The sequence below is a fragment of the Pseudonocardia sp. CA-142604 genome, from assembly GCF_050948475.1.
Classification (GTDB): Bacteria; Actinomycetota; Actinomycetes; order Mycobacteriales; family Pseudonocardiaceae; genus Pseudonocardia; species Pseudonocardia alaniniphila.
This window is the reverse complement of sequence record NZ_CP192045.1, coordinates 170,372-189,725: the sequence shown is the minus strand read 5'-3', so window position 1 is coordinate 189,725 and position 19,354 is coordinate 170,372. Positions and strand designations below refer to the sequence as shown.

Genomic DNA, 19,354 nt, shown 5'->3' with positions numbered 1-19,354 from the left:
CTGCCTCCGATCACGCGGGTTACGCCACTCAGGTGCATTCCCGGCGGAACCAACTCTTCAGAGTGACAATTTCGTGATCATCTCGTTGGTTGATCTTGATCAGCCGCGTGGTGTTGTCGGCCCGATGGACGGTGACCCCGGCGCACCGGCCGCAGCCCTGTCGGCGGCCGTGGAGACATCCCGGGGCCGGCCGGTGCTGACGCGATGGCTCCACTCCCCCGAATCAGACCGCTGAGAGCCGTTCTGCCGCTTGCTGGACGCCGGGGGCACCACGGATGTCCCCGATCGTCCATCTGGGGGGCGTCCGGGCAGCTCATCGGCTGTGCCGGCTCCCGCGGTCTCCCGGGCCGGCCGACCCGCCGGAGCACCCACAGGCTCCTGAAACGAGACCGGCGGCCCTCCGTCTCGGAGAACCGCCAGGTCAGCATGGTGCGCCCGAAGGGATTCGAACCCCTAACCTTCTGATCCGTAGTCAGATGCTCTATCCGTTGAGCTACGGGCGCGTGCTCTTCAGTTGTCGTACTCCGTCGCGGTCGATCTTACCCGACCGCTCCAGGCGCGGAGGCTCCGGGATTTGAACCCGGGATGGGGGGTGACCCCAAACCGCATTAGCAGTGCGGCGCCATAGACCAGACTAGGCGAAGCCTCCCGGGGCCTCTCGGCCTCCAGCGGGTCCCAGCGTACACAGGCCGATCCGCCCGGATCACTACCCCCCGTTCCCCAGCGCGAGGAACGGGGCGAGCGCGTCGGGGTTCTGGAGGGCACCCCGGCTGAGGGCCTTCTCCGGGGCCACGCCTGCCAGGATCTTCTTCACCGGTACCTCGCATTTCTTGCCGTTGAGGGTGCGCGGCACGGCGTCGACGACGATGAAGCGGTCGGGCACATGCCGAGGCGACAGCTCGGTCCGCAGGGCACGCCGCAACGCAGGCTCGACGTCCTCCAGCGAGGCCCCCGGCGCCAGCACGACGAAGCAGAGCAGGGCACCCTCGTCGCGGGCGCCGAGTTGAGTGGTGTCGATCACCAAGGAATCGACGATCTCGTCGAAACCCTCCACCACCGCATAGAAGTCGGCCGTGCCCATCCGGACGCCGCCGCGGTTGAGCGTGGAGTCGCTGCGGCCGTAGATCACGTACGAGCCGCGCGGCGTGACACGCAACCAGTCGCCGTGGCGCCAGACGCCGGGGAAGTCCTCGAAGTAGGCCTCGCGCAGCCGGGTGCCGTCCGGGTCGTTCCAGAACGACACCGGCATCGACGGCATCGGCCTGGTGATCACCAGCTCACCCACCTCGTCGATGAGCTCCTTGCCGGACTCGTCGTAGGCGGCGACGGCAGCACCGAGGGACGCGCAGGAGATCTCCCCGAGCCACACGGGGACGAGCGGTGCCGAACCGACGAACGCGGCGCACACGTCCGTGCCGCCCGACACCGAGCAGATCTGGATGTGCTCGCCGACGGCGTCGGCGATCCACCGGAAGCCCTCCACCGACAACGGCGCACCGGTCGACCCGATCGCCGTGAGCGAGCCGAGCTCGTACCGGTCCCGGGGCCGGAGCCCGGCCTTGAGACACGATTGGACGAACGGCGCCGACACTCCGAAGTACGTGACGTCGTGCCGCTCCGCCAGCGCCCACAACGCACCGAGGTCGGGGTGGCCCGGACTGCCGTCGAACAAGACGATCGTGGTGCCCACCAGGAGCCCGCCGATGAGCAGGTTCCACATCATCCAGCCGGTGGTGGTGAACCAGAAGAAGCGTTGGCCGGGGCCGAGCTCCATCTGCAGCCCGAGCGCCTTCACGTGCTCCAGGACGATCCCGCCGTGGCCGTGCACGATGCCCTTGGGCAGGCCGGTGGTGCCGGAGGAGTACAGCACCCACAGCGGGTGGTCGAACGGGACGGGCTCGAACTCCAGAGCAGCGTGCGTCGCGGTGAACTCGCTCCACGGCACGGTGCCGTCGAGCGTGGCCGCCTCGTCCAGGTAAGGGACGAGCACGGTCGCCTTCAGCGTGGGCAGCTGTGCGCGGAGGGCGTCGATCGTCGGACGGACGTCGAACCGCTTCCCGCCGTAGACGTAGCCGTCGACCGCCAGCAGGACCACCGGCTCGATCTGCGCGAACCGATCGTGGACGGCACGCGCTCCGAAGTCCGGCGAGCAGGACGACCAGACGGCGCCGAGGCTGGCGGCAGCGAGGAACGTCACCAGCGTCTCGACACTGTTGGGGGCGAGAGCCACGACCCGGTCGCCGCGGCCGACTCCGGAGCGCACCAGACCGGCGCGGGCCCGGCCGACGAGTTCCCGCAGCTCCGCGTGGGTGACGATGCGCTCCAGCCCGTCCTCCCGCGCGAAGACGACCGCGACGTCGGAGTCCTGGCGGCCCGGGCCGGGGGTGAGCGCGTGCTCGGCGTAGTTGAGCGTCGCCCCCGGGAACCACTCGGTGCCCGGCATCTCCCGTGAGCCCAGCACGGCAGTCGGCTGTGAGCGGAAGCGAACGCCCTCGAACGCGGCGACGGCGGACCAGAAACCCTCGAGATCATCGACGGACCAGGCGTGGAGCGCGGCGTAGTCGGACACGTCGAGCCCGCGGTGCTCACGCACCCACTCGCAGAACTCGACCATCGGGCCGGCGTGCTCCGGGTCGGGAGTCCAGAGCACGGTGGGGATCTCGGACGCAACCATGTCGGCCAGCATGCAAGCCCGCCGCCCGGTCGCGCCAGCGCCGACCGGGGTGATCAGGGACAGGCGCTGCGCGACCGGCTCGGGTATGGGCGCGCGCCCCACCGCAGGGCGCCCCGGGGAGCGGAAGGTGTGGGTGCGCAAACCATGCCGACGGAGGCCCTCAGCGGCTCAGCGAAGGTGGGAGTCGAACCAGTTCAGGGTGCGCTGCCAGGCGTCGCCCGCCACCTCAGGGTCGTCGTCGAACCGATAGCCCTTGCGCGGGTAGACGACGACGTCCGTGGCCACCTCCGACGAGCTCGCCGCATCGCGGAGCCTGCTGACATCGGGGTCGGGCTCCCCGTCGGCCGTCTCCCCGTAGATCCCGAGCCAGGGACAGGTGAGGTCGGGCGCGGCTTCGATGAGGGACGGGAGGCTCGCGGAGGGCGCGACCGCAATACCCTCGCCCGCCACCGTGACCGCGGCACCGAGCCGCCGCTGTGCCGCCACCACCAGAGCGACCGAGCCGCCGAGGTCGAAGCCGATGACGCCCATCAGGTCGGCGCTGATGTCGTGCTCGGCGAGCCAGCCGAACGCGGTGTCGGTGTCGGCCATGATCTGCTCACCCTCGAGCCGGTCGACCTGTTGCTGAACCTCGTCGTCGGCCGCGCCGTCGAGTTCGTCGGCGGCGTCGCGGTGGTAGAGGTGCGGTGCGACGCTGAGCCACCCGTCTCCCGCCAGTCCCTGCACGAGACCACGCACGGCCTCGGTCACGCCCCGCGCCTCGTGGAGGACCACGATCCCTCCTCGGACCGGGCCGTCCGGCTCTGCCACGGTTAGCCGCAGAGCGCTGCCGTCGACCAGCGGGACGGTCTCCGTCCTGATCTCGGTCATGACGACAAGGGTGTCACGGCTCGAGCTGTGGGAGGGTGGCGGCACCACGTTGAGGACGTCACAGACATAGGGTGTCGGCATGCCGTTGATTCGCCCCGACCTCGACACGCTCCCGGCCTACGTGCCCGGCCGCGCGATCGCCGGAGCGATCAAGCTCGCGAGCAACGAAGTGTCGCTGCCGCCGACGGCACCCGTGCTCGCCGCGATCGCCGAGGCCGCCGCGGCGGGCAACCGGTACCCGGATCTCGCCGTCACCGGACTCACCGCGCGCCTGGCGGAACACCTCGGTGTGGACACCGGGCGGATCTCCATCGGGTGCGGGTCGGTCAGCATCTGCCAGCAACTGGTGCAGGCCACCTGCCTCGAACCGTCGGACGAGGTGGTGTTCGCATGGCGCTCGTTCGAGTCCTACCCGATCGTCGCCCACATCGGTGGCGCCACGATGCGGCGGGTGCCGCTCGACGCCGACTTCCGCCACGACATCGACGGCATGATCGCGGCGGTCACCCCGAAGACGCGCCTGGTGCTCGTCTGCAGCCCGAACAACCCCACGGGCACGGTCGTCACCCGCGCCGAGATGGAGCGGTTGCTCACCGCTGTCGGCCCGGACGTCCTCGTGGCACTGGACGAGGCCTACTTCGAGTACGTCGACGACCCCGCCGCCGTCAACGGGATGGCCCTGCTCGACGCCTACCCCAACCTCGTCGTGCTGCGGACGTTCTCCAAGGCGTACCGGCTCGCCGCGCTGCGGGTCGGCTACTCGGTCAGCACGCCCGAGGTTGCGACGGCCCTGCGAAAGGTCTGCTCGCCGTTCAGCGTGAGCTCCGTGGCACAGGCCGGTGCGATCGCGGCGCTGGACAACGCCGACGAGCTCCTCGCCGCATGCACGGACGTGCAGAGCGAGCGGATCAGGGTGCGTGATGTGCTGCTGCAGGCCGGCTACACCGTGCCGCCGACGCAGTCAAACTTCGTGTGGCTCCCGCTCGGCGAGCGCACTGCACCGTTCGACGCGCACTGCCTGGACAACAAGGTCATCGTCCGTCCCTTCGCCTCGGACGGGGTGCGAGTGACGGTGTCCGCGCCGGAGGAGAACGACGCCTTCCTGGCCGCGGCGCAGTCGTTCGTCGACTGACGTAGCCCTGGCCTGCGGTTCCCGAGACACCACGGCCCGGCTCCGACGGGCTGTCGGGACCGGGCCGCGGTGGTGGTGCTGATGGAGTCAGCGCGTGACGCCACGCCTGCTGTAGGCCCCCGCCGCGATGGTGACGCCGATGGCGGCGACGATCACTTGCAGGATGAGTTCGATCCAGTCGATTCCACCGGTGCTGGCCACACCGAAGAGCTTGGCGATGGCCGTGCCGATGAAAGCGGCCACGATCCCGACGAGAATGGTCAGCCAGATCGGGATGTTCTGCTTTCCGGGGGCCACGAGCCGGCCGACGAACCCGATGATGGCGCCGATGACGATCGCTGTGATGATCCCGGTGATGGTCACTGCAAACTCCCGAGGTCTCGGCAGGACCGACCCCGCGCGGCCCTGTGCTGCATTGGGTAGCACGGGGTGAGCGAACCTGCACGTCAGGAGACCGGATGACACCCGAAGTGTTATCGGGTCGCCGCTCACGCTTCGCCTGACTCTCAGGGCTCCAGTACGTATCCCTCACCGCGGACCGTGCGGATCCGCTCCGCACCGATCTTGCGACGCAGGTAGGAGATGTACACCTGCACGAGATTTGCCGAAGCGGTCTCGGACCACACGGCACTGGCGAGGCGATCGGGTGACACGACCTCACCCCGAGTAGCGAGCAATGCCATCAGCATTGCGAATTCCGTGGGCGACAACGACACCGCCTGGCCGTCGACCGTGACCTCGCCGAGCTCCGTGTCGACGGTCAGCTCGCCGTGGCGGATCACCGTGTTCTCGACGGCCGTGCCGAGCCGCAGCCGGAGTCTGATCCGCGCGGCCAGCTCGTCGACGGCGAACGGCCGGAGCAGGTAGTCGTCGCGGTCACCACGCAGCTGACCGAGCAGAGCCGCGCGGCGTTCGCGCGGGGTGACCGCGATGACCGGCACGTTCGGCGCCTCGCTCTGGACCGCCGCCAGCACGGCCGCCTGGTCCGGCCCAGGCAGCTCGACGTCGAGCACCAGGAGCCCCGGTTCACGGGAACGGACGGCGTCGAGCACCGCGATGCCGTCGCTGACGGGGCTGATCGACACTCCGTCGGACCGCAGGCTGCGCAGCACGGCAGACGACGCGGCCGTCGGGGGTAGCGCCAAGAGGACGTGGTCATTCGGGGGTACGGACACACGTGTCGGCATCACTGCCGACACGTACGAGGACGCACCCCCCGGGGGAGCAGCGGGGAGCATCACCCCAAGCTTGTCGGAGTCGGACGCCGATAACAATCGTCTAACGGAGCGACTGTTGCTCAAGTTGAGTGGAACCTCTCAGACTGCTGAGAGGTCAGGTACTCCGAACGGAGTACGGAAGCGCTCCCGTACGTCCGTCTGAGGGCATTCTGGCGCGTCTGACCGACCTGTTGGCGCGCACGCGCAACCGTGGCTCTCAGGATTGCTGATCATCTGGCCCCTCCTTCTTTAAGGTTCCGCCTCATGCGACGGACTACCTTCGCTGCGGAAGATCGCCCGGAGTCCCCGACCGAGCTGATCGCACGGATCTCCGCAGAGCACGGCTCCCCCACCGTGACGAGCACCGGCCGGCACCGCCGGCCCGGCGGTAGCGTCGACGCCGTTGTCACGACCGACCCGCTCCCCCAGCGCTCACTGACTCGCAGGCTGGCTCCCCTCGCCATCGGCGCCACGGTGATGCTCATCGCGACCACTGTCGCAACCACCCTCCGGCCCGCCGACGACGCCGAACTCGCCGCCCCCGAGTTGAGCAACGCGATCGTGCAGAACGACCCCGCGACGGCGGTCGACCTCCCGACTGTTCCGAACCTCCCCCTCCCCGACCCGGTCACGGGAGCACCCCCTGCCCCGCAGGACGCTCGCGAGTCCTCGGAGGGCCCCACCTCCACCACCCAGCACACACAGAAGAAGCAGGCTCCGCCTCCGGCCCCGCTCGTGAAGCCGGCGGGCGACGGCAAGCAGGCCGGCCTCCTCAAGGGCTGGACCCAGGTCGGCGGCGACGAGTTCAACGGGAGCATCAGCTCCAAGTGGACTCTCTACGAGGGCGAGGGCCACAGCGGCAACGGCACCCGCAGCGAGAAGGCGGTCACCGTCGAGAACGGCTCGCTGGTCATTCGCGGCGACTCCGACGGCAACACCGGCGGTATGGCATGGGGCGACAGCCAGCGCTTCGGCAAGTGGGAGATGCGCGCGAAGTTCCCCGCCGGTGACTCGCAGTACCACCCCGTGCTGATCCTCTGGCCCAGCGACGTGGACTGGCCGGAGGGCGGCGAGATCGACTTCGCCGAGACCACCAGCGCGTCCAAGGACGTGTCGTTCTTCCTGCACTACAGCTCGAGCAACCAGCAGAAGTACGCCAAGAAGAACATCGACATCACCCAGTGGCACAACTACGCCGTCGAGTGGGTCGACGGCCGGGTCACCGGCTACATCGACGGCGAGAAGTGGTTCGAGAGCACCGACGGCAAGACACTGCCGCCCGGCAAGATGCACCCGACGATCCAGCTCGACTACTTCCCCGACGGTGGCTCCCCCAAGCCCTCCGAGATGTACGTCGACTACATGCGGATCTACAAGTAGTCGCTGACGCATCGACGTCCACTCGTCCCGCCCGGCGCTCCCCACCGGGCGGGACGAGTCGTTTCCGGGCTCATGTTCGGACGGCGGTGAACATCCGGGCGAGCCTCGCGTCCGAGTCGCGCAGGGCCGCGCGGTCGAACGTCGAGGTCGACACCAGCAGCTCGTCGGCGCCCGTACGCGCGAGCAGCCCGGCCAGGGCCTCCGCGACCGTCTCCTCGTCACCGTGCACGGTGCGGTCGACCGCCTCCTCGACGAGGCTGCGCTGCCGGGCCGAGAGCGGACGGCCGACGTCGGCCGGTTCCAGGGCAGGGAACTGCCCCGTGGTGCGAGCGGCCGCCAACGCCCACGCCTCGGGCAGGGCGAGCTCCCGGGCCGCCGCCACCGAGTCGGCCACGAGCACGTCCCGCGACACCACGACGTAGGGCTCTGCTCCGGCAGCACGGACGCGGGCCCGGTAGTCGGCCAGCTTCTCGCCGATCCGCTCGTCGTCGAGCACGGGCCCGCCCAGCACGACCGGGAGGCCGGCGTCTCCGGCGATCGCCAGGCCCCGGCTGGTGGCCAGCACGAACACCGGCACGGGCAGCGCGAGCCGCGGACGCACCGTGACGGGCGCCGAGCCGTCGAGGTAGGCCCGCAGCTCCGTGAGGTCGGCGGCGAACGTGTCTGGGGCGGCCGAATCGCGCCGCAGCGCTCTGCGCACCGGCGGGGTGAAGCCGAGGGAGCGCCCCACGCCCAGGTCGATTCGGCCGGGGTACAAGGCCTCGAGCATCGCGAACTGCTCGGCCACCACGAGTGGTTGGTGGTTGGGGAGCATCACCCCACCCGAGCCGACGCGGATCCGCTCGGTGCGGGCGGCGACAGCCGCGATGAGGACCGGAGGGCTCCCGCTCGCGATCCCGGGGACGGCATGGTGCTCTGCCACCCAGAACCGGTGGTACCCCAGGTCCTCGGCGCGCCGCGCGCGTTCGACGGTGTGGCGGAGCGCCGCGGCGTCGGGCTCCCCGGCCCGCGTGCGTGAGCGATCCAGGAGCGAGAGCCGGACCTGCGGAAACATCATCTGGCGCAACACGCGCCGTGCGACACGCATTCCGGACCGCCCCACCACGGGGCGGTCCGGTGCGAGGTCAGCTGATGCGGCGCTTGGTGTGACTCCGCCCGCCACGGCCCGCCGGGGCGAACCCGGACCGGGGCCCGACGTGGGACGGGTCGGCCTGCTTGGGCTTCGCCCTGCGGGCAGCGCGGTTGAGCGGCCCCGCCTCGGCGGCGGGCTCGGCCTCGACAGCCTCGGTGGTGGCCTCCGGCGCGGGCTCGTCGACGAGCTCCGGCTGCTCGGGACCGGACGACTGCTGGGACATTGGGGAACCTCCGAGATCGTGGGGAGTGGGATGAGGGACCGCAGCTCAGAGGATCATCAGGCGAGGGTATCCCGGGTACCCGTCCGACATCTCCCCGGTTTCGTGCCGACCGCCCGGCGCCCCGAGAGCAGGGCATGCGTCGACGTCGGGTGCTAGCCCGTCAGGCCGCGGCGGGCGAGCAGCGGCGCGATCTCGGGATCACGCCCGCGGAAGCCCCGGTAGGCCTCCATCGGGTCGACGGAGCCGCCGCGGGAGAGCAACTCCCTGCGGAAGGTATCGCCGTTCTCCCGGAGCAGCCCGCCGTTCTCCGCGAACCACTCGACGGTGTCGGCGTCGAGCACCTCGCTCCAGATGTAGGAGTAGTAGCCCGCGCTGTAGGCGCCGCCGAAGATGTGGTTGAAGTACGTGCTCCGGTAGCGAGGCGGAGCGGTCGGCACGGCCACCCCCGCCGCCGCGAGCGCGTCGGCCTCGAACCGCTCCACGTCGGTCACCTGCGCGTCCGGCCCGAGACGGTGCCATGCCTGGTCGAGCAGAGCGGCAGCCAGGTACTCCGTGGTCGCGAAGCCCTCGCCGAAGAGCTGCGCCTCGTCCAACCGCTCCACCATCTCGGCAGGGAGCGGCTCGCCCGTGTCGTGGTGGCGGGCGTAGTGGGCGAGCACCTCCGGATCGCGCAGCCACATCTCGTTGACCTGCGACGGGTACTCGACGAAGTCGCGGGGCACCGCGGTGCCGGCGAACATCGGGTACTGCACGTCGGAGAACAGCCCGTGCAGCGCGTGCCCGAACTCGTGGAACAGGGTGCGCACGTTGTCGATCGTGAGCAGGGTCGGTTCGCCGTCGGCGGGACGCGCCAGGTTGAGCGTGTTGAGCACCACCGGCAATGTGCCGAGCAGCCGAGACTGCGTGACGAACGAGTTCATCCACGCCCCGCCACGCTTCGACTCACGCGCGTAGAGGTCGGCGACGAAGAGCCCGAGCTGCCCGTTCTCGTCGAAGACGTCGAAGATCCGGACCTCGGGGTGGTAGCGGGGCAGGTCGTGGCGCTCGGTGAACCGCAGCCCGTACAGGCGGCTCGCGGCGTAGAAGACGCCGTCGTGCAGCACGCGCTCCAGCTCGAGGTAGGGCCGCATCGCGCCGGCATCGAGGTCGAAGCGCTCGCGGCGCACACGCTCGGCATAGAACGCCCGGTCCCACGCCTCGACGGGATACCCGGCTGTGGCCGACAGCTCATCCGCCTCGGTCTGCGCGTTGGCCGCCGCAACCGGAGCGAGCTTGCCGAGCATCGCGTCGATCGCGTCGACGGTGCCCGCCGTGCCGATCTCGACCACCCAGGACGCATGGTGGGGGTGCCCGAGCAACTCGGCGCGCTCGGCGCGTAGCTCGGCCATGCGGAGCACGATCCCGCGGGTGTCGTGCTCCCCGCCGAGCCCGCGCGTGACCGACGCGCGGTGCACCCGCTCGCGCAGTCCGCGGTCGCTGATCGAGGCGAGCACCGGCTGTCCGGTGGGCAGCACGAGTGTGATCAGGTGGGCACCGTCGTGGCCACGCGCGGTGGCCGCTCGCGCGGCGGCGGAACGGGCGTCCGCGGGGAGCCCGGCGAGCTCCGCCGGATCCTCGACGAGAACCGCCCCGTCGTTCGCCCCGGCCAGGAGCTTCGCGCCGAACTCGGTGGAGAGAGCCGACAGCTGCGCATTGAGCGCTCGCAGCCGCTCCTGCTCGGCGGCTCCCAGTCGCGCTCCGGCCCGGACGGCATCGCGATGGCGGCGCTCCAGCAACCGGAGCGACTCTGCGTCCAGGCCGAGATCGTCGCGCGTCGCGAAAAGGGCCTCGATGCGGGCGAACAGCGCCGGGTCGAGCATGATCGCGTCCGAGTGCGCGGCCAGCTGCGGGGCGACCTCGGCCTCGATGGCGCGGATCCCCGGGGTGCTGCACGAGCCGACGAGCGTGAAGAACACCGCCGAGACCCGCCGCAACACCGCGCCCGAAAGCTCCAGCGCGACGATCGTGTTGTCGAAGGTCGCCGGACCGGGATCGGCGGTGATCTCGTCCACCTCGGCGCGCTGCTGCTCCATTCCCGCCGTGAACGCCGGCAGGAAGTGCTCCTCACGAATGGCGTCGAAGTCGGGGAACTGGAAGGGCAGCGGGCTCGGGGCGAGGAACGGGTTGGTGCTCACGCGCGCGAGCATAGGTCCGTGACGGAGGTACGGGTCGGTGTCGGCGCAGTGGTGGTGGACGACGGGCGGGTGCTCGTGATGCGGCGGGCGGGGGCGCACGGCGCGGGCCAGTGGGGCCTGCCCGGCGGCCACCAGGAGTTCGGCGAGTCCCCGGAGCGGACGGCGGTGCGCGAGGTGGCCGAGGAGACCGGCCTCGTCGTCGCTGTCACCGCCCGGCTGGGCTTCACCGACGACCCGATGCCTGACATCGGCCGCCACTACGTCACCTTGTTCCTCGCGTGCTCCCGGATCACGGGCGAGCCTCGCCTCATGGAGCCGGAGAAGGCCACCGCGCTGGACTGGCTCACCGTCGACGAGCTGCGGGCACGCCGGAATGAGCTGTTCGTGCCGCTTCGGCACTGCCTCGACGACGGTTTGCTGGACCTCGAGCGGGTGTGAGGGCGCACACTCGGAGGCATGGATGTGGACGCCCTCCTCGACCGGATCGGGGCCAAGCCCCCGGCCGCGCCCACGGGCGCGACGCTCTCCGCTCTGCACCGCGCCTTCGCCCGGACGATGCCGTCCGAGGACTACGACATCCACCTCGGCGTGCCGATCTCGCTACACCTTGACGACATCGCCGACAAGATGATCCGCCGCCGGCGCGGGGGCTACTGCTACGAGCTCAACGGATTGTTCGCGGGATTCCTGCGTGAGCTGGGCTTCGACGTCACGCTGTTCTCGGCGTTCACCATCGACGAGGACGGCACCCACGGCCCCGACTTCGACCACCTGCGGCTGCTCGTCGACACGTTCGACGGCCTGTACCTCGCCGACTGCGGCAACGGCGGGAGCTGGATCGACCCCGTCCCGCTGCGTACCGGCGTCCACGGCCACGTCCGGCTGCAGCGCGACGGTGACCTGTGGTGGACGTCCGAGCGCCGCCACGACGGCCGCTGGGAGCCGGGCTGGGCCTGGTACCCGCGGCCGAGGGAGCTGCCGGAGTTCGCGGAGCGCTCCCGCTACCACGAGCACGACCCGAACTCGTACTTCGTGGCCCGTCGCTTCGCCGTGCTGCCCACTCCCGACGGCCGGATCTCGCTGCTCAACGGGGTGTTCTCGGAGATCGACCACGGCGTCCGGATCGACCGGAGGGTGGACGCCGACGAGGAGCGGTCACTGCTGGCCGAGCGGTTCGAGATCGTGATCGACCGGCCCTGGCGGCCCCTCGCGGCCGAGAAGAGCTCGACGGCCTCCTGACCCCGGTCCCTCAGCGGCGCCGGAGGAGCTCTGCCGCCTTCTCCCCGATGGCGACGGCAGTGGCGGCCGTCCCGCGGCGCGGCACCAGCGGCAGCACCGAGGTGTCCGCCACCCGCAGATCCGCGACGCCGTGCACGCGCAGCTCGGGGTCCACGACGGGGCCGATCGCGGCGCTTCCGCTGAGGTGCTGGGTGGTGCTGAGGTGAGCGGCGATCCAGCTGTCCAGCGCGCGGTCGGAGCCGAGGACGTCGCCCGTCGGGCCCGTGCGTGTGCCGAGCCCGGCCCGGAGCATGTCGGCCGCCACGCGAATCGCGTGCCGCAGGCGGCGCCGGTCGTGCTCCGTGCGCAGGTAGGCGTAGGAGACCTGGGGGCGGGCCCGCGGGTCGGGTGAGGTAAGGGTGATCGTCCCGCGGCTGTCGGGGCGCTGGAGCGCGCACATCAGGTGCAGGTCGCTCCCACTCTCGAACGGCCGTACGAACAGCATGACCTCCACGTCACCGGCGGGATCGGCCCCGGCGTCCAGGTCGAGCGAGGCCTGGACGCACGTCGCGTGCGGATGGGCGGGCGGGTCGCCGCTGCCGAACGGGAGGTACACGGCGGGGTGATCGGACCAGCCTCGGCCCACGCCGGGCAGGTCGCGCGCCACGGCGACACCGACCGCGCGCAGCTCGTCGGGTGGTCCGATCCCCGACAGCAACAGCAGCTGGGGCGTCGCGATCGCGCCCGCGGCGAGCACGACCTCCCCCGCTTCGACCACCGTGCCGTCGTGCAGTTCGATGCCGCGGGCCCGGTCGCCGTCGAGCAGCACGCGCGCCACGGCGGAGTCAGCGCGCAGCACCAGATTGGCGCGGGGCTCGCGAAGGTAGGCACGCGCGGTACTCACCCGCACTCCGTCGATGCCGCTGCTGGGCAGGAGCCCGGCGCCGGGTGGCCCACCCGCGTTCTTGTCGGGTTCGGCGGGGAAGCCGAGACGTCCCGCAGCGGCGAGGAAGCGGGTGGTGGCCGGGTGCAGGAGCTGCGCTGTCGGCCGCTGCACGCGTACCGGTCCACGGTCACCGTGCCAGGGTGAGCCGGGATGATCGAGGTCGTTCTCGCTGCGGATGTAGTGCGGGAGCAGGTCGGCCCACGTCCACCCGGGAACACCCCAGCCGTCGGCGTCCGCGGGGGTGGCCCGCAGCCAGCTCGCCCCGTTGATCGCACTGGACCCCCCGAGCCCGCGGCCGCGCGGCACCGTGGTGACGCAGCCGGGACGCAACTGCGCGGGGTAGGCCCAGTTGCTCGGATGCCCGGGCCGGGTAGCGGCCAACGACCCGACGTCGAGCAGGTCGGGTGCGGGCTCGGCCGGCCCTGCCTCCAGCAGCAACACCCGCCGTGCCGGGTCCTCCGTCAACCGGGCAGCCAGGGCGCAACCGGCTGATCCGGCCCCAACGACCACCACGTCGAACTCCTGCCGGGGCACGTGGGAGAGGATGCACCCGATGACGGATCTCGCGCAGGACCTCGCCGACTTCATCGCAGCCGCGCCCACCCCGTACCACGCCGTGGCCGAGGGTGTCAGACGCCTCTCCGCCGCCGGGTTCACCGAGCAGCCCGAGGCCGGCCCGTGGGACGGCCGCCCCGGCGGCCGCTACCTCGTGCGGGACGGCACGCTGCTCGCCTGGTTCGTGCCGGAGTCCGTGCGCCCCGGCACCCCGATGCGCATCTTCGCGGCGCACACCGACTCGCCGACGCTCAAGGTCAAGCCGCGCCCCGACCTGGGAGCGGGCGGCTGGCGGCAGGTTGCCGTGGAGGTGTACGGCGGGGCGCTGTGGAACTCGTGGCTCGACCGGGACCTCGGCCTGGCCGGCCGGCTCGCGCTCTACGACGGCACCAGCGTGCTCGTGGACATCCACCGGCCGCTGCTGCGGGTGCCGCAGCTGGCCATACACCTCGACCGCCAGGTCAACCAGGGCCTCACCCTCGACGCCCAGCAGCACCTGCAGCCCGTCTGGGGTCTCGGCTCGCCCGCCGACGGCGACCTGATCGAGTTCCTGGCAGGCGAGGTCGGCGTCGACCCTGACGGGGTGGCCGCACACGACCTCGTCGTGCACGACGTCAATCCGCCCGCGCTGCTCGGCGAGGAGGAGGAGCTGCTGGCCGCACCCCGGCTGGACAACCTCGCCTCCGTGCACGCCGGCCTCGGCGCGCTCCTCGCGGCGTCGGACGACGTCGCCGCCTCCGACCGCCCGGCCGTGATCCCGGTGTTCGTCGGCTTCGACCACGAGGAGATCGGCAGCGGCTCAGCCAGCGGTGCGTCCGGCCCTCTGCTGGAGACGATGCTGACGCGGCTCGCCGGTGGCTTCGACGCCCGCGGCGCCGCGTTCGCGGTGTCGCGCTGTCTCTCGGTGGACGTGACGCACGCGGCGCACCCGAACTACCTCGGCCATTACGACCCCACCCACCGGTCCCTGCCGAACCGCGGCCCGGCGCTCAAGGTCAACGCCAACCAGCGCTACGCCACCGACGCCCTGGGCGCGGCCGCCTGGCACCGCGCCTGCCGGGACGCGGACGTGCCCACCCAGTTCTTCGTCGGGAAGAACACGGTGCCGTGCGGCACCACCGTCGGGCCGCTCCTGGCCACCCGTCTCGGGATTCGGACCGTCGACGTCGGGATCCCGGTGCTGTCCATGCACTCGGCCCGGGAGCTGTGCGGGGTGCGCGACCCCGGCCACCTCGCCGCTGCGGCCACGGCGTTCCTCACCGACCCGGCGTGACGCTTCCTTCCTGCGTCAGCACCGTGGCGAGCCGGGACGCGAACTCTGCGGGGTGCGTCGCGTATCCCACGTGCCCACCGGGGAAGTCGACGACCCTGAGTCCCAATCGCTCGGCGAGCACGAGGTTCGGCCGGTAGGGCATGTGCTCTCGCGATTCGGCTCCCCCTGCGAGCACGATCCGGTCTGCGACCGCGGCGAGCGCATCCGGATCGGGGTCGTAGCGGGGGTAGGAGCGCAGCTCGTGCTCCAGCCAGAACGTCGCGTTCGGCTCGGCGCGCGCCATCATCTCGGCGACGGGCGGCGGAAGCTCCACGCCGGGCGGCGGCCCGCTGCCGCCCACCCCGACCGCTACGCCGAACCGCTGCATCGCAGGCCACACACCTTCGGCGCGGTAGGTCGCGTACACGTCGTCGAATAAGGCACGCCAGTCGGCTCCGTCCGGCAGCAGGGCGGTGATCGGCGGTTCGTGCGCAACTGCGGTGGCGACGAGATCGGGGTGCCGTGCCATGAGTTCCAGCACGACGATCGCCCCGGAACTACTTCCGAACACGTGAGCGGGAGCGCCTCCGAGGTGGTCGATCAGTCGGCGCGCGTCGTCGACGTCGGTGGCGATGCGGGTGTCGTCGTCAACCGGGCCGGACACGGGGCTGCGGACAAAGCCGCGCCGGTCGTAGGTGGCCACGGTGAATCGGTCGGCGAGTACAGCGGCGACACCACTGTAGATCGTCGAATCCCCGTTCCCGCCGACGACGAACAGCAGCAGCGGGCCGGTCCCACGGGTCTCGAGGTGCAGCCGGGCGCCCGGCACGTCGAATGCGTGGATCACGGGTTCGGTCACGTTGCGACCTTGGCACGACACGATGCGCCCGAGAAGACCGACGATCAGTTGGGCGCTTATGCCGTCGCGCCCGTACCGTGTAGCGGATGCAACCGGAGCAACCCAATATCGCGGGTGGCCTGGACGCCGAGACGCTGGCGTTGGCGCACCGGATGTTCGATCTTGCGCGTGAAGGTCACACCGCCGAGCTGATTGCCCATGTCGACGCCGGGCTGCCGGCCAATCTCACGAACGACAACGGTGACACCCTGTTGATACTCGCGGCCTACCACGGACACCCGGGCACGGTGGAAGCATTGCTGGAACGCGGTGCCGACCCCGCCCGCCTCAACGACCGCGGTCAGACGGCGCTCGCCGCCGCCACGTTCCACCGCAGCGCCGAGAGCGTCACCGCCCTTCTCCGCGCGGGAGCCGACCCCGAGCAGGGCAGCCAGTCGGCCCTCGCCACTGCCACCTTCTTCGATCTCCCCGACATGCTGGAGCTCCTGCAGCGGGGACAACAGTCGTGACGGCCGAGGAAGCGTCCCTGGCGGGCGAGCGCGACGTCTACTGGTTCGTCGGCGGCCCGCTGGACGGGCGCGTGCACACCCGCGAGCCATCCGAGCCGGCGCCCTGCACCGTCCGCTACACGCACCTGCACGACGGACCGAAGATCGTGCACCACTACGACCTGCACGAAGTGGCCGGGCACGGTGGCGAATACCGGCTGCGGCGCCCGCACGCAGGTGACAGCGGCGGCGACGACGTCAAGGATGACGTCGACGACGGTGAGGACTACGACGGCGATCCGCCCGACCCCGCGGACGGCACGGGCTGAGGTCCCCTCAGGTGATCGGGTCGCGGCAACGCGCCGATCATGTTGTGCTGGGGAGGTCGCGACACGGGGCGCCGCCCGTACGCGCCGGCGAAGGAGGCGAAGTGGCCGAGGAGCCGCAGGACTACGGGTTGTTCGGGCCCGACTCCGTGACGTGGCGCGTGCACCTCGAACCGGTGCTCTGGGTCGGCGGATTCCGGGCGCTGCTGCTGCAGTCGCTGCATCCCCGCGTGATGCGCGGGACCTATCAGAACTCGGCGCTGTTCGACCCGCGGAAGGCGTGGTCGAGGTTCCAGCGCACCGTGGAGTTCGTCGGCGTCCGGACGTTCGGCACGACCGCAGCCGTCGAGGCCGCGGCCGCCCGCGTGCGCAGGCTGCACGCCTCGCTGCGCGGCCACGACCCCGTGACCGGGGCGACGTTCCGGATCGACGAGCCGTCAGGGCTGCTCTGGGTGCATTCCACGGAGATCGACTCGTACGCCGACATCGCACGCCGGGCCGGGATCATCGACGACCAGCAGGTCGACCAGTACTTCGCCGAGAGCGTCCGTGCCGCCCGCGTCGTGGGCCTGCCGGCCGCCCCGGCGTCACGCATCGAGATGCGGACCTACATCGAGAGCATGCGTCCCGAGCTCGGACTCACCGACGAGGCCCGCCACGCCGTGGGCAACATGTTCGCCCCGAAGGGCGGCGCAGCCCCGACCGTCGTGACGAAGCTGGCCGTCCCGGCCATTGCCTCGCTCGCCCTCGCGTCCCTGCCCCGATGGGCGCGCCGCATGTACGGACTCCCGGGTGTGCCGACCACCGATCTCGGCGCCACCCTCACCCTGCGGACGCTGCGCACGGCCACCCATCTGCTGCCCGACATGCCGGCACCGCCGGAGATCCAGCGGGCGCGCCGGCTGGTCCACGGCCGGGACGATGTATCAGAACGGCCGCATTCCTCTCTTGCCACTGGTGGGTAGCGGCACCGGGGGCGCCGCTACCCACCCCTGTGGGCCTCAGGACAGGTGGTGCACCTCCTGAAGTCCGTACACGGGCGTCGGGATGCCTTCGTGGCGGGCCTTCAGCTGCAGAGCCAGATAGAGCGAGTAATGGCGGGACTGGTGCAGGTTGCCCCCGTGGAACCACAGCCCCTCCTGCTGGGTGGGCTTCCACATGTTGCGCTGCTCGCCCTCCCACGGCCCGGGGTCCTTGGTGGTGGCGGAGCCCAGACCCCAGACCTTGCCGACCTTGTCGGCCACCTCCTGGCCGATCAGGTCGGCGGCCCAGCCGTTCATCGAGCCGTAGCCGGTGGCGTAGACCACCAGGTCCGCGGGCAGCTCGGTGCCGTCGTCGAGCACCACGGCGTCCTCCGTCAGCTCACGGACCGTGCCACGCACGAGCTTGATGTCCCCGTTCGCGACGAGGTCACCCGCGCCGACGTCGATGTAGTAGCCCGAGCCGCGCCGCAGGTACTTCATGAACAGGCCCGACTCGTCGTCACCGAAGTCGAGCCAGAAGCCGGCCTTCTCCAGCCGCTCGTAGAAGTCGGCGTCACGCTCGCGGATCGCGTCGTAGATCGGCTTCTGGAACTCGTGCATGATCCGGTACGGCAGCGATGCGAAGATCATGTCCGCCTTCTGCGTCGTGATCCCGCTGGCCACCGCCCGCTCGGAGTACAGGTCGGCCAGTCCCAGCTCCATCAGCGAGTCCGACTTCACGATGTGCGTCGACGAGCGCTGCACCATCGTCACGTCGGTGCCGTGCTCCCACAGCGCCGCACAGATGTCGTGCGCCGAGTTGTTCGAGCCGATCACCACCACGCGCTTGCCCGCGTAGGCGTCCGGCCCGGGGTGCTGGGAGCTGTGGTGCTGCTCGCCGCGGAAGCGGTCCTGGCCGGGGATCGTGGGCACGTTCGCCTTGCCGGACATGCCGGTGGCCAGCACGAGCTGCTTGGGGTGCAGCACCACCTGCTCGCCTGCCCGGTCGAGCACCACGGTCCACTCGCCGGCGGCCTCGTCGTACGACGCGCTGGTGGCGGTCGTGGAGGACCAGTAGTTGATCTCCATGACCTTCGTGTACATCTCCAGCCAGTCGCCGATCTTGTCCTTCGGCGAGAACACCGGCCAGTTCTTCGGGAAGTCGATGTAGGGCAGGTGGTCGTACCAGACCGGGTCGTGCAGGCAGAGCGACTTGTAGCGGCTGCGCCACTGGTCGCCCGGACGCGGGTGGCGGTCCACCACGACGTGCGGGATCCCCAGCTGACGCAACCGCGCACCCAGCGCGATCCCGCCCTGACCGCCCCCGACGACCACCACGTAGGGCTCGGTGGTGCGGCCCATCTCGGCCTGCTCCGCCTCGCGGGTCTCCTTCCAGGTGATCCGGTCGCGGCGGGCCCCGTGCTCCACACCCATGGGCCGCTGTTCGCCCTGGGGCTCCTCGTGGCCCTTCAGCTCGTAGAGCGTGGTGAGGAAGGTCCACGCCCCCTCCTCGACCAGCCGCAGGTGCCCCCGGCCGCGCCCGACGGCCGTCTCGAACTCCAGCCACGCCTCGACGACGCCGCCGGCCTCCGTCGGCTCCTCGGTCGTACGGAAGCCCCGGGGGTCGGTGCGCTCGAGCGTGGTCCGCAGCAGCTCTGCCACGCCCTCGCGGCCCTCGACCGTGGTGATGTTCCAGGTGAACGCGATGAGGTCGCGCCAGAACGAGGTGGTCGCGAACAACCCGGCCGCGCGCTCGGCGTCCCGCGCGGCCAGCGCCGCCTCGAAGTCCGCCAGCCACGTATCGACACGTTCACGCGCCGTCGTGCCGGACGCCGGCTCGAGCGTCTGCGTCATTCTCGCTCCCGTGGTCGTGCGCCCTCCTCGTCGACGGCGCCCTGGTTCGCAGGAAACACGGCGACGGAGCAACACAGCAGGGTTGCAAGGGG

General features: G+C 71.0%; 18 protein-coding genes and 2 tRNA genes. 8 read left to right on the top strand and 12 right to left on the bottom strand.

Annotated elements, in window-relative coordinates; translation table 11 throughout:
* Window positions 1–427: 427 nt before the first annotated feature.
* The 4 genes from ACQPZQ_RS00930 to ACQPZQ_RS00915 form a co-directional block, all read right to left on the bottom strand.
* A tRNA-Arg gene (locus ACQPZQ_RS00930) sits at window positions 428–503 on the bottom strand.
* 56 nt (window positions 504–559) lie between these two features.
* Window positions 560–649, bottom strand: a tRNA-Ser gene (locus tag ACQPZQ_RS00925).
* A 57-nt stretch (window positions 650–706) separates the two neighbouring features.
* Entirely contained in the window at window positions 707–2,674 is a 1,968-nt protein-coding gene (locus ACQPZQ_RS00920; RefSeq protein WP_433291006.1) for an acetoacetate--CoA ligase, read from the bottom strand.
* Between the two features lie 168 nt (window positions 2,675–2,842).
* Window positions 2,843–3,544 carry a dienelactone hydrolase family protein gene (locus ACQPZQ_RS00915; protein WP_433291004.1) on the bottom strand — a complete coding sequence of 234 codons (702 nt, stop codon included), beginning with the start codon at window positions 3,542–3,544 and terminating at the stop codon, window positions 2,843–2,845.
* 79 nt (window positions 3,545–3,623) lie between these two features.
* On the opposite strand from ACQPZQ_RS00915, the gene ACQPZQ_RS00910 reads away from it, so the two are divergent.
* Complete coding sequence (locus ACQPZQ_RS00910; protein WP_433291002.1) at window positions 3,624–4,676, top strand: histidinol-phosphate transaminase; 1,053 nt, start codon at window positions 3,624–3,626, stop codon at window positions 4,674–4,676.
* Window positions 4,677–4,763: 87 nt separating this feature from the next.
* Here the strand turns inward: ACQPZQ_RS00910 and ACQPZQ_RS00905 are convergent, their stop codons facing one another.
* The gene (locus ACQPZQ_RS00905) at window positions 4,764–5,039 is read right to left on the bottom strand and encodes a GlsB/YeaQ/YmgE family stress response membrane protein (protein WP_241042384.1); all 276 of its coding nucleotides are present in this window, start codon (window positions 5,037–5,039) and stop codon (window positions 4,764–4,766) included.
* A 143-nt stretch (window positions 5,040–5,182) separates the two neighbouring features.
* Window positions 5,183–5,821 (bottom strand): response regulator transcription factor, encoded by a 639-nt coding sequence (locus ACQPZQ_RS00900; RefSeq protein ID WP_433290999.1) that lies wholly within the window; start codon window positions 5,819–5,821, stop codon window positions 5,183–5,185.
* A gap of 336 nt (window positions 5,822–6,157) precedes the next feature.
* Here ACQPZQ_RS00900 and ACQPZQ_RS00895 point away from each other — a divergent pair, with 336 nt between their 5' ends.
* Window positions 6,158–7,273 carry a family 16 glycosylhydrolase gene (locus ACQPZQ_RS00895; protein WP_433290997.1) on the top strand — a complete coding sequence of 372 codons (1,116 nt, stop codon included), beginning with the start codon at window positions 6,158–6,160 and terminating at the stop codon, window positions 7,271–7,273.
* A gap of 70 nt (window positions 7,274–7,343) precedes the next feature.
* Here ACQPZQ_RS00895 and ACQPZQ_RS00890 read toward each other — a convergent pair whose 3' ends face one another.
* From ACQPZQ_RS00890 to ACQPZQ_RS00880, 3 genes are all read right to left on the bottom strand, one after another.
* The gene (locus ACQPZQ_RS00890) at window positions 7,344–8,360 is read right to left on the bottom strand and encodes an MsnO8 family LLM class oxidoreductase (RefSeq protein ID WP_433290995.1); all 1,017 of its coding nucleotides are present in this window, start codon (window positions 8,358–8,360) and stop codon (window positions 7,344–7,346) included.
* Window positions 8,361–8,397: 37 nt separating this feature from the next.
* The gene (locus ACQPZQ_RS00885) at window positions 8,398–8,628 is read right to left on the bottom strand and encodes a hypothetical protein (RefSeq protein WP_433290993.1); all 231 of its coding nucleotides are present in this window, start codon (window positions 8,626–8,628) and stop codon (window positions 8,398–8,400) included.
* A 152-nt stretch (window positions 8,629–8,780) separates the two neighbouring features.
* A complete protein-coding gene (locus ACQPZQ_RS00880; RefSeq protein WP_433290991.1) occupies window positions 8,781–10,814 on the bottom strand; it encodes a M3 family metallopeptidase in 2,034 nt (677 codons plus the stop codon).
* 6 nt (window positions 10,815–10,820) lie between these two features.
* On the opposite strand from ACQPZQ_RS00880, the gene ACQPZQ_RS00875 reads away from it, so the two are divergent.
* Both ACQPZQ_RS00875 and ACQPZQ_RS00870 read left to right on the top strand, forming a co-directional pair.
* Complete coding sequence (locus ACQPZQ_RS00875) at window positions 10,821–11,240, top strand: nucleotide triphosphate diphosphatase NUDT15 (RefSeq protein ID WP_433290989.1); 420 nt, start codon at window positions 10,821–10,823, stop codon at window positions 11,238–11,240.
* Window positions 11,241–11,258: 18 nt separating this feature from the next.
* Window positions 11,259–12,041 carry an arylamine N-acetyltransferase family protein gene (locus ACQPZQ_RS00870; protein WP_433290987.1) on the top strand — a complete coding sequence of 261 codons (783 nt, stop codon included), beginning with the start codon at window positions 11,259–11,261 and terminating at the stop codon, window positions 12,039–12,041.
* 10 nt (window positions 12,042–12,051) lie between these two features.
* Here ACQPZQ_RS00870 and mftG read toward each other — a convergent pair whose 3' ends face one another.
* A complete protein-coding gene (mftG, locus tag ACQPZQ_RS00865; RefSeq protein WP_433290985.1) occupies window positions 12,052–13,500 on the bottom strand; it encodes a mycofactocin dehydrogenase MftG in 1,449 nt (482 codons plus the stop codon).
* 19 nt (window positions 13,501–13,519) lie between these two features.
* Here mftG and ACQPZQ_RS00860 point away from each other — a divergent pair, with 19 nt between their 5' ends.
* A complete protein-coding gene (locus tag ACQPZQ_RS00860) occupies window positions 13,520–14,794 on the top strand; it encodes a M18 family aminopeptidase (RefSeq protein ID WP_433290983.1) in 1,275 nt (424 codons plus the stop codon).
* Here ACQPZQ_RS00860 and ACQPZQ_RS00855 read toward each other — a convergent pair.
* Window positions 14,778–15,632: an alpha/beta fold hydrolase gene (locus ACQPZQ_RS00855; RefSeq protein ID WP_433290981.1), complete on the bottom strand. Its 855-nt coding sequence runs from the start codon at window positions 15,630–15,632 to the stop codon at window positions 14,778–14,780. The genes ACQPZQ_RS00860 and ACQPZQ_RS00855 overlap by 17 nt on opposite strands.
* Before the next feature lie 86 nt (window positions 15,633–15,718).
* Here ACQPZQ_RS00855 and ACQPZQ_RS00850 point away from each other — a divergent pair, with 86 nt between their 5' ends.
* The 3 genes from ACQPZQ_RS00850 to ACQPZQ_RS00840 all read left to right on the top strand — a co-directional run bounded on the left by ACQPZQ_RS00850 (window position 15,719) and on the right by ACQPZQ_RS00840 (window position 17,411).
* Window positions 15,719–16,141 carry an ankyrin repeat domain-containing protein gene (locus tag ACQPZQ_RS00850; RefSeq protein ID WP_433290979.1) on the top strand — a complete coding sequence of 141 codons (423 nt, stop codon included), beginning with the start codon at window positions 15,719–15,721 and terminating at the stop codon, window positions 16,139–16,141.
* A complete protein-coding gene (locus ACQPZQ_RS00845) occupies window positions 16,138–16,449 on the top strand; it encodes a hypothetical protein (RefSeq protein ID WP_433290977.1) in 312 nt (103 codons plus the stop codon). Before ACQPZQ_RS00850 ends, ACQPZQ_RS00845 begins: the two co-directional genes overlap by 4 nt.
* Before the next feature lie 101 nt (window positions 16,450–16,550).
* The gene (locus ACQPZQ_RS00840) at window positions 16,551–17,411 is read left to right on the top strand and encodes an oxygenase MpaB family protein (RefSeq protein ID WP_241042395.1); all 861 of its coding nucleotides are present in this window, start codon (window positions 16,551–16,553) and stop codon (window positions 17,409–17,411) included.
* Between the two features lie 36 nt (window positions 17,412–17,447).
* Here ACQPZQ_RS00840 and ACQPZQ_RS00835 read toward each other — a convergent pair whose 3' ends face one another.
* Complete coding sequence (locus ACQPZQ_RS00835) at window positions 17,448–19,262, bottom strand: NAD(P)-binding domain-containing protein (protein WP_433290975.1); 1,815 nt, start codon at window positions 19,260–19,262, stop codon at window positions 17,448–17,450.
* Window positions 19,263–19,354: the final 92 nt, after the last annotated feature.

What these genes read in the sequence shown, in the direction of transcription:
- ACQPZQ_RS00920 (WP_433291006.1), bottom strand. Translation starts at nt 2,674, where the DNA reads ATGGTTGCGTCCGAGATCCCCACCGTGCTCTGGACTCCCGACCCGGAG.
- ACQPZQ_RS00915 (WP_433291004.1), bottom strand. Translation starts at nt 3,544, where the DNA reads ATGACCGAGATCAGGACGGAGACCGTCCCGCTGGTCGACGGCAGCGCT.
- ACQPZQ_RS00910 (WP_433291002.1), top strand. Translation starts at nt 3,624, where the DNA reads ATGCCGTTGATTCGCCCCGACCTCGACACGCTCCCGGCCTACGTGCCC.
- ACQPZQ_RS00895 (WP_433290997.1), top strand. Translation starts at nt 6,158, where the DNA reads ATGCGACGGACTACCTTCGCTGCGGAAGATCGCCCGGAGTCCCCGACC.
- ACQPZQ_RS00890 (WP_433290995.1), bottom strand. Translation starts at nt 8,360, where the DNA reads ATGCGTGTCGCACGGCGCGTGTTGCGCCAGATGATGTTTCCGCAGGTC.
- ACQPZQ_RS00885 (WP_433290993.1), bottom strand. Translation starts at nt 8,628, where the DNA reads ATGTCCCAGCAGTCGTCCGGTCCCGAGCAGCCGGAGCTCGTCGACGAG.
- ACQPZQ_RS00880 (WP_433290991.1), bottom strand. Translation starts at nt 10,814, where the DNA reads ATGCTCGCGCGCGTGAGCACCAACCCGTTCCTCGCCCCGAGCCCGCTG.
- ACQPZQ_RS00870 (WP_433290987.1), top strand. Translation starts at nt 11,259, where the DNA reads ATGGATGTGGACGCCCTCCTCGACCGGATCGGGGCCAAGCCCCCGGCC.
- ACQPZQ_RS00860 (WP_433290983.1), top strand. Translation starts at nt 13,520, where the DNA reads ATGACGGATCTCGCGCAGGACCTCGCCGACTTCATCGCAGCCGCGCCC.
- ACQPZQ_RS00850 (WP_433290979.1), top strand. Translation starts at nt 15,719, where the DNA reads ATGCAACCGGAGCAACCCAATATCGCGGGTGGCCTGGACGCCGAGACG.
- ACQPZQ_RS00835 (WP_433290975.1), bottom strand. Translation starts at nt 19,262, where the DNA reads ATGACGCAGACGCTCGAGCCGGCGTCCGGCACGACGGCGCGTGAACGT.